Origin of the sequence: Hyphomicrobium sp. (genome assembly GCF_035687085.1) — a bacterium.
In the GTDB taxonomy this organism is placed as follows: Bacteria; Pseudomonadota; Alphaproteobacteria; order Rhizobiales; family Hyphomicrobiaceae; genus Hyphomicrobium_B.
Window position 1 is genome coordinate 1 of the sequence record NZ_DASRYS010000008.1, and the last position, 15,606, is coordinate 15,606.

Genomic DNA, 15,606 nt, shown 5'->3' on the forward strand with positions numbered 1-15,606 from the left:
TTCTTGAAGCTCTTGATGCCTTTGGCGACGTCTCCCATCAACTCCGAAATTTTGCCGCGGCCGAACAGCAGCAGCGCGATGACGAGCAGGAGGAGAATATGTTGCGCACTCAAACCCATTGAAAAACCTCTCGGCGGCAGCCTACCGGCCAGCGGCAGCTGAACGCTTCTTCGTATCCATAGACCTTATCGCAGAACCCTCAGACCGGAGCAAGGTTGGCAAACGCGCAGAAGTCAGGGCGATTTGCGAAAAAATCAAGCAGTGGCATGGTTTAGCCCCGTTCTTCCGGCGCGTGCGTCCGACGATTAATGATATGTAATCTGCCTGGCGGACTTTTGAAGGCGGGGTCAGTCCTCGCCCTCTTTCTTCGAAGCGTCCGGCTCTTCCTCTGTTTCGTCGCCGTCGAGCGGCAGCGCTTCCTGTTCCTCCTCGCTCTCATCCGTCAGCGGCAGTTCGTCCGGCATCAATGCTGCGACATCCGTCGGCGATGGCATGGTGAAGCCCGGCGGCAGGTTGGCATCAAGCAGGCCTGCCGCTTTCAGATCGGCGAGACCCGGCAGATCCTTGATGCTGTCGAGCCCGAAATGGATGAGGAATTCCTCGGTCGTGCCATAGGTCAACGGCCGGCCCGGCGCCCTGCGGCGGCCGCGCGGGCGGATCCAGCCCGTCTCCATCAGAACGTCGAGTGTGCCGGGCGAGGTCGATACGCCCCTGATCTCCTCGATCTCTGCGCGGGTGACCGGCTGGTGATAGGCGATGATCGCCAGAGTCTCCTGAGCGGCCTTGGAGAGCTTGCGCTCCTCCTTCTGCTGGCGCTCGAGCAGATACGAGAGGTCGTCGGCCGTGCGGAATTGCCAGCGGCCCGCGACGCGGACGAGGACCACGCCGCGGTCCTTGTATTCGGCCTGCAGCGCGATCAGCAGCGAATGGACGTCATCGCCTTCATCGAGACAGCGCGCTGCGAGCGTCTTGGCATCGAGCGGCTGGTGGGAGGCGAAAAGCATCGCTTCGAGCCGGCGCAGTTTTTCGCGTCCGGCGCTTTGGGTCAGATGATCGATGGCGGCGTCGGGATCGCCCAGCTCAGGCACAGCGGAGCCGGCATCGCGCGTTTCCTCGGCGTCGCCGCTTTTGGCCTTCCCAGTTTTCTCGCGCGTGTTATCCGACACTAGCGTCAGTCTCGGCGGAACCATGGCTTTTTCGAGTCCCCTAAATTTCCGGCGCTGCTAGCCGACCTTTTCCCAAGTCGCTCCTGCTTCGCGTTTGCGCATGTAAATCGGCGCGAACGGCCCATCCTGCCGAAGCTCGATCAGGCCTTCGCGGGCCATCTCCAGCGTTGCGCCGAATGAACTTGCCAGCGCCGAGCGCTCCTCTTCGTTGTGCGGCAGATACTGCTCGAGGAAGAGATCGAGCTGGGCCCAGTCGCCCGCGCTGGCGCCGACGAGGCTTTCAAGACGTGTGCGCGCGTCCTTGATCGACCAGACGCGCCGTGCCTTGACGACGTGGACGACGCGGATGGTGCGCTTTCTCTGGTCGGCGTAGGCCTTGAGCAGATCGTAGACGGTCGCCGTATAAGTCGTGTCGCGCGTGACCTTCACGTGCTGGGGCGCGCCGCGGCCGAACACATCCTGATCGAAACGGCGCCGCGTCAGCAGGACGGCAGCCCTCTCGCGCATCGCTTCGAGCCGCATCAAGCGGAACGACAGGCGCTGCGCGAGTTCCTCGGCCGTCGCCGTTTCGGCGGTTTCCTGTTCCTTCGGCAGCAGCAGGCGCGATTTCAGGTAGGCGAGCCAGGCCGCCATCACGAGATAGTCGGCGGCGAATTCGAGCTTCACGCGCTGCGCTTCGGCGATGAACTCCAGATACTGTTCGACGAGGGCGAGGATCGAGATCTTCTTCAGATCGACCTTCTGCGTGCGGGCGAGCGCCAGCAAGAGGTCGAGCGGGCCTTCAAAGCCTTCGATATCGACGACGAAGGCTTCACCCGCGGCCGGCATGTCGCCGACGCCCGGATCGTTCCAGCCGGACTCGGCGCCTTCACCTTCCATTGCCGTCTCGTCCATCGGGTCTCGATTACGTTCCTGCGCTGCCCTCTAAAGGCACGCCTTGAACCTACACTGATTCAGACAACCGGAGTCTGCTGGCCCAGCAGGCCGGCGAGGAGTTGTAGAGCTTCCTCTCTATCGTAGGCTTCGATCGGCCCGATGCAAGAGCAGGCGAGCGCGAATCGCTCGGCGGCACGTCCTGACAGTGCGGGTACGCCTTCGGCGGCCGCGCGCATTTCGTCCATATCGCCATTGCAGTGGAGCGCGAGATCGGAGCCTGCGGCAATAACGGCTTCGGCGCGGGTGCGCATAGGTCCGCTCAGCGCCTTCATGCTCAGATCGTCGCTCATCAGAAGGTTATCGAAACCGATCTCGCCGTGGATGATTTCGCGGGTGACGAGCACCGAGGTGCTGGCGGGGTAGGCCCCATCGATTGCGGAATAGACGACGTGCGCCGTCATCGCGGCGGGGAGATCGGCGAGCGCTTTGAAGGGCGCGAAGTCCGTCGCCGACAGCATCTCACGAGTCGTCGCGACGACCGGCAGCGCGAAATGGCTATCGGCGGTGGCCCGGCCATGACCGGGAATATGCTTGATCACAGGCACGACGCCGCCTGCGAGGTACCCCTCTGCAACGGCGCGCGCGAGGGCGACGACCTGCCCGGGAGTTGTTCCATAGGCGCGGTCGCTGATGATCTCGTGTGCCCCTTCGACCGGCAGATCAACCACGGGGGCGCAGTTCATCGTTATGCCGAACTCCCGCAACTCCTCGCCCGTCAGCCGGGCGACAGCGAAGGCCGCGTGTTTGGCCGCTTCGGGATCGGAGCCATAGAATTCGGCATAGGCGGCGGCCGGCGGCAGCAATCGCGCGACCGGCGGCTTCAAACGTTGAACGCGGCCGCCCTCCTGGTCGATCAGGACAAGAAAGTCGTCCCGGCCGACTGCGTCGCGGACCTCGCTGACGAGCCGCTTGAGCTGCTCCCGATCGGCGACGTTGCGGCTGAACAGGATCGTGCCGGCCGGTTGAACGTCGCGGTAGAACCGGCGCTCTTCGCCCGTCATGGCGTGGCCAGAGAGGCCAACAATCAGGCTTGCGATCATCGCAGCTTGGCCCTCCGGGACCGGTGTGGTGGTTATCACATTGCTCTTAAACGCAACCGGCCGGTGCGGGTGCACCAGCCGGTAAAATATCAGGGCCGCTTACGCTCTCAGTATGCGGTAACCCAGCAATCCTTGTAGCCTTGCGCCTTGAGCTGCGAGCAGACGTTGCTCGCCTCTTCGCGGGATCCGGGCGGGCCAACGACCAGCCGGTCGTAAGGACCCTTGGCAAGGGTGGCGGAAGCAATGTCCGGCGTTTTGCCGGCAAGCGCGCTTCCATACTTCTGCTGCATATCGGCGAAGGTCTTCAGCGCGTCGATACGGCTCGTTTCGGACCGCGGAACGGAAGCGAGCACGGCGACGAAGCCTGACGTCCCTCCTGACGATGCGACTGGCGGGGCGTCCGCGGTCGCGTCCGTTTCGACTGCCGGCTGGGCGCGCGCAACCTTTTTGAGTTTTTTCGGCGGGGCCGCAGGAGCCTCGGGCGCGTCATCGAGGCTGCCGGTCGTGTCGACAGAATTGACCTTGGCAATGGTGACGGGCTTCACCTTTTTCGCCGGCGCCGAGGCGGCTTCGGCGTTCAATGGCGTCGGCCTGACAGGCGGCGCACTCACGGCCGGTGCCGGAGGTGGCATGCCTCCCATGCCGCCCTGATGGCCCATGCCGCCTTGGGGCTGGCCGAAATCGATGAGAGCCGTCCCCGGTACGCCAGTGCCGCCCGGCGGGGCCTCATGCTCCGGCTCGGGCGCCGGTGCAGGCGGCGGCGATTGAATGCTGCCGTCGCGTCCGACCACCAGGGTCGAAACTTTCCGCGCTCCGCCGTTGTCTTCGCTCGCAGACGCGCTTGCGCTGGAGTCGGAGGCTTCGGCCTGCGAGCCGCTCGACTCCTCGGCGGAAGCCGACGACGTGCCGTCGCCGAGACGGCCCATGATCTTGGTGTCGGAATACGGGAACTGCCTGCCGCCAGCATCGGCGGGCTTCGTCTTTGACGGCAGTTCTGCGCTCTTGATGACGGGCGGTTCGCCCTGCGGACCCGAGCCGCCGCTGATCGTCTTGTAACCGTAAGCCATGCCTCCGCCGACGACGATGGCGCCGACCAGAGCCGCCACGATCATCAACGGGCGGCGGCTGCGGGGCGCTTCTTCTTCGTCTTCGTACTCGCCCTCTTCTTCGTCGTAGAGGGGCTCGAGTTCGCCGCCCTCGGCCTGACCGAAGCCTAAGTGGGCATCTCCGCGATGGTGCTGCGTGCGGCCGAAGTCGTCATGCGGACCGGCCCAATCGGCGGCACTCAGCTCGTTCTCATGGTACTGCTGTTGGCCAAACGAGGGCGATGTCTGCGCAGCTTGGCGGGCGGGCTGCGGCGCGAAACCCTGAGGGTCGTAGCTGCTGGCATCGAAGCCGTGCGGATCGTGATCCGGGGCCTGCCACTGCGGCGCGGTTTGCTGCTGCTGATTGGGGTAAGCCTGCGCCGGCTGCTGGGACGCAAAGTTCGTCCGGGTTGGCGGAACATAGGGCTCGAACTGCGGCGCATAGGGGTCCGCCTGCTCGCCACCCGCATGCTGCGGGTAACCGCCATAGTTCCCGCGATTCGCCGGCTGCGAGGGCTGAAGCTCGCTCCACTGGCCGAAAGACGGCTCCTGGCCGAGCGCATGGCCACCGAAGCCGGGCTCCGGAAAGGCTGGGTAGTTCTGGGCTGGCTGCTGGGACTGCTGGTGAGGCTGCTGGTGATTGGGCCAGCCGCCTCCTTCATCGTGATGCTGCTGGGAACGGCCCCCCTGGCCCTGAGGATTGGCCCAGGGCGGCTGCGCGCCGCTCTGCTGAGCGTTGGGGCGGACAGCGGGCCTGCCCGTCTTCGGACCGGGAAATGCGTTCTGCGAGGACATCGCGGGAACCCCCTTAAAGTGGGGCGCAAGCTGTGGTTGCGCCTAATCGTCGATTCGAGACTTTAGCGCATCGCTTCAGGCGCCTCGACGCCAAGGATTTGAAGCCCCGATCTTATCACCGTCTTTGTCGCGAAAATCAGCCCCAACCTTGCTGACGTCGCAACCCCGTCATTTGCCTGAATAAATCGCAAATGTGGCGAATCGTTGCCTCGGGTCCACTGGGTGTGGAGGGCGCTAGCGAGGTCGTAGAGGTAGAATGCAACCCTGTGGGGTTCATGGGCGACGGCCGCGCCTTCCACGAGCCGCGGGAAGCTCGCGAGCCGCCGGATGAGGTCGAGTTCGCCGGGATCCGTCAGGAGAGACAGATCCGCCTTCTCCAAAGCTTCGGCCGAAACGTCGAGCCCCGGCACCTGCTCGACGGCATTGCGCAGGACGCTCGCCGCCCGCGCATGCGCGTATTGCACGTAGAAGACCGGATTGTCCTTCGACTGCTCTGTGACCTTCGCGAAGTCAAAGTCCAGCGTTTCCTGGTTTTTCCGGTAGAGCATCATGAAGCGGACCGGGTCGCGACCCACTTCATCGACCACATCGCGCAGCGTCACGAACGTGCCCGCCCGCTTCGACATCTTGTAGGGCTCGCCGCCTTTGAAGAGTCTGACGAGTTGTACGACCTTCACGTCGAGATCGGCTGCGTTGTCCGATAGCGCGGCGACGGCGGCCTTCATGCGCGGGATGTAGCCCACGTGATCCGCGCCGAAAACGTTGATCAGATGCCGGAAGCCACGTTGCAACTTGTCGTAGTGATAGGCGACATCGCCGGCGAAGTAGGTATAGCTGCCGTCCGACTTCTGCAGCGCGCGGTCTTCATCGTCGCCATAGGCGGTCGATTTGAAGAGCGTCTGGACGCGATCTTCCCATTCGGCATCGTCGTGGCCTTTCGGCTTTTCCAGCGTGCCCTCGTAGATCAGGCCCTTCTCGCGTAGAACCTCGATCGCCGCCTTCACCTGGTCGCGGCCGTTCGACGTCAGCGAGGCTTCCGAGAAGAAGACGTCATGGCGGATGTTGAGCGCGGCCAGATCGTCCTTGATCATGTCCATCATCTTGGCGATGGCGAATGAACGGACGAGCGGAAGCCATTGCTCTTCGGGCTGAGCCAGCAGCGCGCGGCCATGCTCGGCGGCAAGGGCCTCGCCGACGGGCTTCAAGTACTCGCCGGGGTAGAGACCTTCGGGGATGGCGCCAATGTCTTCGCCCAGCGCCTCGCGGTAGCGCAGGAAAGCGGAGCGTGCGAGCACGTTCACCTGCCCGCCGGCGTCGTTGATGTAGTATTCGCGCGCAACGTCGTAGCCCGCGAAGACGAGCAGGTTCGCGAGCGCATCTCCGAAGACCGCACCCCGGCAATGGCCGACGTGCATCGGGCCCGTTGGGTTCGCCGACACGTATTCGACGTTGAGTTTCTCGCCGCGGCCCGTTCCGCCGGCGCCATACGCCAACCCTTCTTTGAGGATGGTGCGCACCAGATCGTGCCAGACCGCCGTGTCGAACGTAATGTTCAAGAAGCCTGGGCCCGCGACGTCGATCTTGGCGATGCCGGGCGTTGCTTCGAGCTTCGCCTTCAGCGCTTCCGCGATATCGCGCGGCTTCATCTTCGCGGGCTTGGCGAGCACCATCGCGGCGTTGACGGCAACATCGCCGTGGCTCGCATCGCGCGGGGGCTCGGCATCAAAGGCCGGCACTGCGAGGTCCGCAGGCAGCACGCCCTCGGACTGAAGTTCCGTCAGCGCGGTCCGGACGCGGGCTACGACATCAGCGAATACGTTCATAGGAGTCCTTTACCTTCGCGCTGGCGACTCTCCTTCGTCGAGCCGGCCGCCAGCGCGGGAATGCGAGCTTCGCGCCTATCCCAGTTCCGGGGTGGCGTCAAACAGGCGGCGGTGCTCTGCCAGCGCGTAGCGGTCGGTCTGTCCTGCCAGATAGTCGCAAGCCACGCGGGCCCGGTACCGATCGTCCAAGCCCCGCTGCGCCTCCCGCCATCCGCCGGGCAGGCTGGCTGGATCGCAATAGTATTTCTGGAAGAGGTCGCGGACGACGTTTTCGGCCTTCTCCATCACGTCGAGAACGCGCCGGTGGTGGTAGACGGCCTTGAACAGGAAGTTCTTGAGGTGTCCGAGGTCGAGGGTCATCGCATCGGAGAATGCGATCACGGCATGGTTTGCGGCGCGGATGTCGTCAGGCGATCCTGGCGCCAGTGCCAGCAGGCGCCGCCGGCTTTCCGTCACCACGTCGCCCACCATCGCAGTGATCATGCGCCGGGTCACCTCGTAAATAGCGCGGCCGCTTTCGGTGCCTCTCGCAAGGCCCCTCACCTCGTTTGCTATCGCGCCCGCCAGCGGAACGCCCTTGAGACCGTTGAACGTCAGCAGGCCCGCCCGCAGCCCGTCGTCAACGTCATGCGAGAGATAGGCGATATCATCGGCGAGGCTTGCAACCTGCGCCTCTGCGGACGGCCATTGATTGAGCCTCAGCGAGCACCAGCCTTCAATGTGCCGCGTGACCTTCGCAACGGCCGAGCCCGCCGGTACCGGGCCATTGTGTTTCGCCAGTCCTTCGAGCGTTTCCCAGGTGAGGTTCAGCCCATCGAATGCCAGATACTTGCGCTCGAGCGTCGTCACGACACGCAACGATTGGGCATTGTGGTCGAAGCCGCCGAACGGGCGCATCTCGGTATCGATTGCCCGCTCGCCAGCATGGCCGAAGGGCGAATGGCCCAAGTCGTGGGCGAGCGCGATGGTCTCGGCGAGATCCTCATCCAAGCGCAGCTGCCGCGCGATGGTGCGGGCGATTTGGGCGACTTCCAGCGAATGGGTCAGCCGGGTTCTGAAATGGTCGCCCTCGTGCGGCAGGAAGACCTGCGTTTTATAGGTCAGGCGGCGGAAGGCAGTTGAATGGAGAACGCGGTCCCGGTCGCGCTGGAAAGGGCTGCGTGCGCCGCATTCTGATTCGGCATAATAGCGCCCGCGGGAGGGTACTCCGCCTGCCGCATAGGGTGCGGGCGCGCGGTCCCCGGGCCGCAAATTCTGCCCGTAATCCATTGTACCGGCCACCGGTTTCAGGCTCGCTACCATCGTTCGATGCGCTTAGGATTTGACTTCGTCTGCCGCTTTCCTATCTGTTGCGTACCGCCACCGCTAGTAGGCTTTAGGCGGGTAGCCGCCTGCAACCGATCGAAACACGATGACCATTACCGTCACAGAAAGCGCCGCGACGCGTATTGCCGAGATTGCCGCCACCGAGGCGGACGCGCCCATCTTGCGCGTTTCGGTCGAGGGCGGCGGATGTTCCGGCTTCCAATATAAGTTCGATCTGGTCGGCGGCCATGCCGAAGACGACCTTGTCATAGAGCGCAACGGCGCCGTTGTGGTGATCGACCCGGTTTCGGCGCAGTACATGGAGGGCGCTCAGATCGACTTCGTCGACGACCTGATCGGCGCCTCCTTCCGGATCAACAATCCGGTGGCTACCGCATCCTGCGGCTGCGGCACCAGTTTCTCGATCTGATCCACGCAGATTTGCTTTGTTGCCGGTTGAGTGGCACATCTGGCCACTCGATTTCGCGCGCCTATTTGCGCGAGCCCGCCCTGTTTGATTGAGAACCTCCTCAGCCCATGATCATCGCAACCTGGAATATCAACGGCGTGAAAGCGCGGCTCGAATCGGCGCTCGGCTATCTCCGCCAGCATTCGCCCGATGTCGTGTGCCTGCAGGAAATCAAATCGCTCGACGAGGGCTTTCCGACATCGGCTTTTCAGGATCTCGGCTACAACGTCGAGACCAACGGGCAGAAGGGCTTCAACGGCGTCGCGCTCCTGTCCAAATCACCGATCGAAGATGTGACGCGGGGTTTGCCGGGTGACGATGCCGATCAGCATGCCCGCTGGATTGAAGGATCCGTCGCGCTCGGCGATCGCTTGGTGCGGATCGTTTCGCTCTATCTGCCGAACGGCAATCCCATCGGCACCGAGAAGTTCGCCTATAAGCTCGCCTGGATGAAGCGGATGCGGGAGCGCGCGGCGGCGCTGCTCGAGCTTGAAATGCCGCTCATCCTTGCCGGCGACTTCAACGTCATTCCCGAGGACGAAGACGCGAAGCGTCCGCAGGCCTGGGTGAATGATGCGCTCTTCCAGCCGGAGAGCCGCGCTGCCTGGCGGACGCTCGTCAACATGGGCTTCACGGATGCGACGCGCGCCTGCCATCCGGGCCCCGGCGTCTACACGTTCTGGGATTATCAGGCAGGCGCATTTCAAAAGGACGACGGCATCCGCATCGACCACCTGCTGCTGTCGAGCCAGGCCGCGGATCTGCTGCATTCGTCAGGCATCGATCGCGATACGCGCGCGCAGGAGAAGCCTTCCGATCACGTGCCGGTTTGGATCAAGCTCGCTGCCTAGCTTTCTTTGTTTGCGTTCGGCGCAGTTTTTTGTGGCATTCGGCGACTCCCGTTCCGGGAGCCGGCTGGAATTTATGATGCATTTGGCGACTCTCCTTCGTCGAGCCGGGCGCCAAACGCGGAGGGGGTCAGCGCGCCGTGGCGCCTTCAGGCGTGAAACCGAGCATCGGTGACGACGACGACAGAGAAGGTGCCGATGGTCCCGTCGCCGGCTGCAGCGACGTTGCTCCCGCTGGAATGACAGAGCTGCGCTGAGGGGCAACAGTGGGACCTGACGTGATGACCTGCGGGATGGGCGCGGGCATCGTAACACCCATGGGCCTTACCAGCTCGCCATTCGAGCACGTCCTCACGGGTTCGGGCGCAAGGTCATCCAAGCCATCTTTCGGATCGCGCACGGCGGGTCTGCGGCCGTAGAGGTTATGCCATTCGGCGACGCGCCCCGTCGCTTGCTGACGAACGCCCTCGCCTGCGTTGCAGAAGATGTTCTGGTAGATATCCTCAATCCATACGCGCTCGCTCGGAGGCGCATTGGCGACGGCGACGTCGATCAAATTGAGCGCCGCCGCCGGGTTCTTCTCAACAAACTTACCGCGCCAGAGGAGATCGGCGAGGAAAGCCTGCGCGCCCGGGTGACCCGCTTGCGACAGACGCGACAGCCAGTGACGGCCGTTGGCGATCTTGCTCGACTGATCCTCGAAGCCCGCGACCGAGATGTTGGGCCCCTCGCCTCGCAAGAACACTTTGGCGAGTTCGAACTGCGCGTCCTCGTCATTGAACGTGAGGGCGGCCCGCTGCAAGGCGCGGTTAGCGGCCTCGGCATCGGGCTTCACTCCGGCGGCAGCGATGCCGCTGCGCAAATACATCGACACCGCCGTCAACGACTTCGCGGCGATGGGGCCAAAGAAGTCGTCGTCGGGATCGACATCTTGAAGTTCGTCTGCAAGCGACTTGTACAAGCGGAAAGCTTTACCGTGATCAGTATAGGCGCCTTCGTTGTCGCCGTAGATGCGCGCCATGTAAAAATGCGCCACCTGCGGCTGCGACGACTCGAGCGCCTCGAAGGCGGGCAACGCCAGCTCGTAATAGCCGCCGTTGAACGCCGAGATGCCCTGCTTCATCGCATCGTCCGGCGAACGGAAGACAACGTCTCCCGCCATCGCCGAACTGAGCATCAGAAGCGACGCAATGCTTCCCGCAAGTGCAAGCCTAAATGTCCGCATAGCAGTGAACTTCCGCCTTTCCTCCCGCATGGGTCACGGCGCCGTACCTCGCCGGTCCCACTTGGTCCGCAAATTTCCGCAGCGCGCCCGACTGATACATGTTGGGCGGGACCTTCCAGTTCTTGCGCCGCTTCTCCAGCTCTTCCTCGCTGACCTCGAGGTCGATCGTGCCCGCCTCCGCGTCGATCGTGATGATGTCGCCGTTCTGGACGAGTGCGATCGGACCGCCGACGGCTGCTTCCGGACCCACATGGCCAATGCAGAGGCCGCGCGTGCCGCCGGAGAAGCGTCCGTCGGTGATGAGCGCAACGCTGTCACCGGCGCCTTGGCCATAGAGAGCGGCTGTCGTCGACAGCATCTCACGCATGCCCGGACCGCCCTTCGGCCCCTCGTAGCGGATGATGATCACGTCGCCATCCTTGTACTTGCGATCCTCAACCGCCTGGAACGCGTCTTCCTCGCAGTCGAAGCACAAGGCCGTGCCGCGGAATTTCAGCGTCTTCAGACCAGCAACCTTCACAATCGCGCCGTCGGGTGCCAGCGAGCCCTTCAGCCCGACGACGCCGCCCGTTGGCGAGATCGGATTGGAAACCGGAAATACGACTTTCTGATCGTGATTGAATTTCACGCTCTCGAGATTTTGCGCGAGTGTCTTGCCGGTCACGGTCATGCAGTCGCCGTGCAGCATCCCGCCTTCGAGCAGCGCTTTGAGGATCTGCGGAACGCCGCCGATGTCATAGACGTCCTTGGCAACGTACTTTCCGCCGGGCTTCAAGTCGGCGATGTAGGGCGTGCGCTTGAAGATTTCGGCCACGTCGAACAGGTCGAAGTCGATGCCGCATTCATTCGCCATAGCAGGCAGATGCAGCGCGCCATTGGTCGAGCCGCCGGTGGCGGCGACGATGACGGCCGCGTTCTCAAAGGCCTTACGCGTGCAGATATCGCGCGGACGGATGCCGTCGGCGATGAGACGCATGACGGCGCGGCCGCTTTCATGGGCGTAGGAATCGCGGCTTTCGAAGGGAGCCGGCGCACCGGCCGAGTTCGGAAGCGCCAGGCCGATCGCTTCGGACACGCAAGCCATTGTGTTGGCCGTGAACTGGCCGCCGCACGAACCGGCCGACGGGCAGGCCACGCACTCCAGCTCGTGCAGGTCATCGGCGGACATTTTGCCGGCATTATGCATGCCGACGCCTTCAAACACGTCGACGACGGTCACGTCGCGGCCCTTGAAGCGGCCCGGCAGAATCGAGCCGCCGTAGAGGAAGACGCTCGGCACGTTGAGGCGCAGCATCGACATCATCATGCCGGGCAGGCTCTTGTCGCAACCGGCGACGCCGACGAGCGCGTCGTAGGAGTGGCCGCGCATTGTCAGCTCGATCGAGTCGGCGATCACTTCGCGCGACACGAGGCTCGACTTCATGCCCTGATGGCCCATGGCGATGCCGTCGGTGACGGTGATGGTGCAGAACTCACGCGGCGTGCCGCCGGCTTCGGTGACGCCGGCCTTGACCGACTGCGCCTGGCGCATCAGCGAGATGTTGCAGGGTGCAGCTTCATTCCAGCATGAGGCGACGCCGACGAAGGGGCGCTTGATATCGTCCTCGTTCAGGCCCATCGCATAATAGTAAGACCGATGCGGCGCGCGCGACGGTCCTTCCGTCACGTGGCGGCTCGGCAGCTTCGACTTATCGAACGTCTTGGCGTCCATTTATTCCTCTTTGGGCATCCTTGCCCTTATTCATCGCCATCCGACTTTGGATGACGCAGGGATGCCAGTCGCCGCGGTTCGGCGAAAGTGCTCTGCCTGTTAAAAAATGACGCTGCATTACCCAGTGTCGCCGCCAGCAGGTGCGCGGTCATTGTGGCTCGAAAGTGGCGCGCGGTGGCGGAAGAGTTGCTCGTCGGCCACATCTGCTATGCAAGTCGCCTATTACCGTTAACCCGGCCTCCCCGCGCGTCACATAGCGGTCCGCTGGCGCATCGATGAGAGCCGGTGGCTTGGCCATTTGGGCTCCGATTTCGACGCCACGAGGGCCGCCATTGGCCGCTTGCGAGATATTTCTTTACCGGCAGGCGCGATTGGTGCTGATCGGCTGTCATCACACGTTTGCGGAAGCCGTTCATGCCGTCAGACGCCGCGCCCGAGAAGGGTAGCCAGAGCTATTGCCGTTTTGTCGCTAGCCGCGGGTCGCCGCCGCTCGACGGGACGGCGTTTCTCGGTCCGGCAGGGGTCGAATTCGACCTCGGCTCAGGTCAGCCCCGCCACATCTGGTCCTACGGCCGCCTCCGTTCCGAAGAGCCCATCCGGACAAATGCCATCGACGTTCTGCTGACGTCGAAGGACGCACCCGGTGCTTCGCTCTTCGTTCAGGGCGCGCGCTTCGCGGCGGACCTTAGGGCGCGGGCGCCGCAGCTATCCGCACGCGCTGCTTGGCTACGGGAAAAGCGGTTCTGGTTCGTTTTACTCGCCGTGCTCGCGGCGCTGGTTGTCGCGGCTTACATGTCCGGCATCAGTCCGGCGAAATCGATCGCGCAAGTGCTCCCGGACGGCTGGCGCCAGCGGCTCGGCAATGTCAGCCGGGAATCGATGACCGAGGGTCATAAGGAGTGCATCGATCCCGCCGGTGTTGCCGCGCTCAAGCGTTTGACGGAGCGGCTGGCGAAAGGCTTGCCCGCGAAGGTCCCGTTCGATGTCCACGTCTACGATTGGCCTTTGATGAATGCTTTCGCGGTGCCTGGCGGCCAAATCATTCTGACGAAGGGCCTTCTCGATAAATCGCAAACTCCCGACGAGACGGCGGGCGTGCTCGCCCATGAAATGGGCCACGGCATTGAATTACATCCGGAGGCTGCGATCATCAGGGGTGTCGGGCTCGGCGCGACGCTGGAAATCATTCTCGGCGGCACGCCGGGTGGAGGACTTGCCAACGTCGGGCTCATGCTGGCGCAGCTCGGCTATTCGCGGCGTTCCGAACGCGAGGCCGACACGCACGCGCTCGAGCTTCTCAAGGCCGCCAATATTTCGCCCAAGGGCCTCGGCGAGTTCTTCAGCCGGGTGACGAAGCTGGAAGCCGAGCATGGGGATAAGGCGCCGGGCGGCTTTCGCTGGTTTCGCACGCACCCGCCACCGGCGGAGCGCGCGCGTCTCGTCAGCGCGCAGCAGGATTATCCGGCGACGCCTGCGCTCGATGCCAGCGATTGGGAAGCTCTCAAATCAATCTGCAGGACGACGCGGGCGCCCGAAGACGCGACCTAGCGGCGGGCCCTCCTCTGCCGCAAGGATGGGTCCAAGGGAATAACGGCCCGAAGTTCGTCAGAATTCGTCCGTAAAGGGAGCATGATGGCGCCGCCGCATTCGCGCGCTGAGCTAGCTACGGGATGCTGCATGAAGCCGATCTTGGTCGTTGCATTCTTGTTGATCGCCACAGCGGCTTACATCGCCTCACCGTTCGCAACCGCGTGGCGCATTCGCGAAGCCGTTCGCAACGGTAACGCAGACTATCTCTCAACTGCCGTCGAATGGCCGACGGTTCGCGAAACGTTGAAGCCTTCGATCGCGCGCATCGCGCTCAACCTTCCTGAGACCGCGAGCGATACGTCAGAGAGCGCCGGGCTTTGGACGCGCTTCAAAGCCTATGTGGGGCAGAGCGCGGTTGATGGTCTCGTCGAGCGTTACGTTACGCCCGAAGGTCTGCCGCAGCTCTTCACGCTCAGAGCGAAGTACCGAGATCTTGTCGCCAGCGATGCGGACGAGGCGAAGACGCTGCCCGTCATGGATCGCATCGCGCGGGCTTGGGCGCGCGTTAAACGCGCGGAGTTTACGGGCGCGACGAGCTTCGAGATCGACATGGAAGACAAGTTCGATCCGTCGCGGATCTATCTCGGCAAGCTCGAGCTTCGGCCGACGGGCTGGAAGCTCACGGAGCTGCGCATCCGCTTCCTGACGACCGCGAAGGCGGCGGTGGTGAAGCTGACCGTGGTGCAATAGCGCGCGGCCGAGCGGCTCGGTTCGCTCGGTTCCGCTTTTCGCTGCCTAAGCGTGGGTTCATCGGAAATTTCGAGCGTGGATGTCATCCGGGCTTTCGCCGGGATGATTGTTGGTTGGGGAGTCCCGGCTTACAAACACTTGTCATCCTCGGGCTTGTCCCGAGGATCCATCGGGCCGCAATCTCCAGCTGAACCATGGATCCTCGGCATGAAGCCGAGGATGACACTGGGTGGAATGGCGGTGCGCTCCAGCCAGGATGACTAGGTGATGCTGGCAGGAATGCCCACATCACCTCTCTGAGATCAGCGCGCTAAGCCGCGTCGCTGAGCCTTTGGAGAGCGGCGGAGAAGCGTTTGATCTCGGCTTCGAGTTCGGCCTTGCGTTCCTTGGCTTCCTCGATCGCTTCTTCCTTCGCGCGCTCGATGAACTGCGGATTGGAGAGCTTGGCGTCCATCTTCTTCAGGTCGCTTACCGCGCCTTCGATGGCCTTGGCAAGCCGGCGTCTCTCGGCCGCCATGTCGATAATGCCGGCGAGCGGCAATGCGGCCGTCGTTTCACCGGCGACAACGAGCGCTGCACCTTTGGGCGCCGTATCTTCGAAATCGATCTCGTCGACGCGGGCCAAACGCTTCAACGTCTCGTCGTTGCGGCGGACGCGCTCGCGGATCTTCTCGCCGGCGCCGACGATGACGAGCGGGATCTTAGCGCCGGCCGGCACGCTCATCTCTGTCCGCACGGAGCGAATTTCGGAGACGAGGTTGACCAACCAATTCACCTCATCGACCGCGTCGATCTCGACGAGCCCATCGAGATTGGGCCACTGGCTGAGGACGAGAAGGCTGTCGCGCTTCACGCCGTATTCGACCATGTGGTCCCAAAGCTCTTCGGTGATGAAGGGCATGAAGGGATGCAGCATCTTCAGG

14 protein-coding genes are annotated in these 15,606 nt (G+C 63.5%); 4 read left to right on the forward strand and 10 right to left on the reverse strand.

What is annotated here, in order from left to right; translation table 11 throughout:
* From VFG26_RS06800 to VFG26_RS06830, 7 genes are all read right to left on the reverse strand, one after another.
* A partial coding sequence (locus tag VFG26_RS06800) for a twin-arginine translocase TatA/TatE family subunit (RefSeq protein WP_325023598.1) occupies nt 1–119 on the reverse strand: 119 nt, incomplete at its 3' end.
* Between the two features lie 228 nt (nt 120–347).
* Nucleotides 348–1,190, reverse strand: a complete 843-nt coding sequence (gene scpB / locus VFG26_RS06805) for an SMC-Scp complex subunit ScpB (protein ID WP_325023573.1) — start codon at nt 1,188–1,190, stop codon at nt 348–350.
* Nucleotides 1,191–1,223: 33 nt separating this feature from the next.
* A complete protein-coding gene (locus tag VFG26_RS06810) occupies nt 1,224–2,060 on the reverse strand; it encodes a ScpA family protein (RefSeq protein ID WP_325023575.1) in 837 nt (278 codons plus the stop codon).
* 59 nt (nt 2,061–2,119) lie between these two features.
* On the reverse strand, nt 2,120–3,142 hold the full coding sequence (gene nagZ, locus VFG26_RS06815; protein WP_325023577.1) for a beta-N-acetylhexosaminidase: 1,023 nt from the start codon (nt 3,140–3,142) through the stop codon (nt 2,120–2,122).
* Nucleotides 3,143–3,249: 107 nt separating this feature from the next.
* Nucleotides 3,250–5,022, reverse strand: coding sequence for an SPOR domain-containing protein (locus VFG26_RS06820; protein ID WP_325023579.1), 1,773 nt, complete (start codon nt 5,020–5,022; stop codon nt 3,250–3,252).
* 62 nt (nt 5,023–5,084) lie between these two features.
* On the reverse strand, nt 5,085–6,845 hold the full coding sequence (gene argS / locus VFG26_RS06825) for an arginine--tRNA ligase (RefSeq protein ID WP_325023580.1): 1,761 nt from the start codon (nt 6,843–6,845) through the stop codon (nt 5,085–5,087).
* 75 nt (nt 6,846–6,920) lie between these two features.
* Complete coding sequence (locus tag VFG26_RS06830) at nt 6,921–8,147, reverse strand: deoxyguanosinetriphosphate triphosphohydrolase (protein WP_414653265.1); 1,227 nt, start codon at nt 8,145–8,147, stop codon at nt 6,921–6,923.
* Nucleotides 8,148–8,256: 109 nt separating this feature from the next.
* Between VFG26_RS06830 and erpA the strand changes: the two genes are divergently transcribed.
* Together erpA and xth are read left to right on the forward strand one after the other, a co-directional pair.
* Nucleotides 8,257–8,580: an iron-sulfur cluster insertion protein ErpA gene (erpA, locus tag VFG26_RS06835; RefSeq protein ID WP_325023584.1), complete on the forward strand. Its 324-nt coding sequence runs from the start codon at nt 8,257–8,259 to the stop codon at nt 8,578–8,580.
* Between the two features lie 107 nt (nt 8,581–8,687).
* The gene (gene xth / locus VFG26_RS06840; RefSeq protein ID WP_325023586.1) at nt 8,688–9,470 is read left to right on the forward strand and encodes an exodeoxyribonuclease III; all 783 of its coding nucleotides are present in this window, start codon (nt 8,688–8,690) and stop codon (nt 9,468–9,470) included.
* A gap of 127 nt (nt 9,471–9,597) precedes the next feature.
* On the opposite strand, the gene VFG26_RS06845 is transcribed toward xth, so the two are convergent.
* Together VFG26_RS06845 and ilvD are read right to left on the reverse strand one after the other, a co-directional pair.
* The gene (locus VFG26_RS06845; RefSeq protein ID WP_325023588.1) at nt 9,598–10,692 is read right to left on the reverse strand and encodes a tetratricopeptide repeat protein; all 1,095 of its coding nucleotides are present in this window, start codon (nt 10,690–10,692) and stop codon (nt 9,598–9,600) included.
* Nucleotides 10,679–12,403: a dihydroxy-acid dehydratase gene (ilvD, locus tag VFG26_RS06850; protein WP_325023590.1), complete on the reverse strand. Its 1,725-nt coding sequence runs from the start codon at nt 12,401–12,403 to the stop codon at nt 10,679–10,681. Before ilvD ends, VFG26_RS06845 begins: the two co-directional genes overlap by 14 nt.
* Nucleotides 12,404–12,817: 414 nt before the next feature.
* Between ilvD and VFG26_RS06855 the strand changes: the two genes are divergently transcribed.
* A complete protein-coding gene (locus VFG26_RS06855; RefSeq protein WP_325023592.1) occupies nt 12,818–13,951 on the forward strand; it encodes a M48 family metallopeptidase in 1,134 nt (377 codons plus the stop codon).
* Between the two features lie 129 nt (nt 13,952–14,080).
* A complete protein-coding gene (locus VFG26_RS06860; RefSeq protein WP_325023594.1) occupies nt 14,081–14,683 on the forward strand; it encodes a DUF2939 domain-containing protein in 603 nt (200 codons plus the stop codon).
* A gap of 310 nt (nt 14,684–14,993) precedes the next feature.
* Here VFG26_RS06860 and VFG26_RS06865 read toward each other — a convergent pair.
* A partial coding sequence (locus VFG26_RS06865) for a class I tRNA ligase family protein (RefSeq protein ID WP_325023596.1) occupies nt 14,994–15,606 on the reverse strand: 613 nt, incomplete at its 5' end.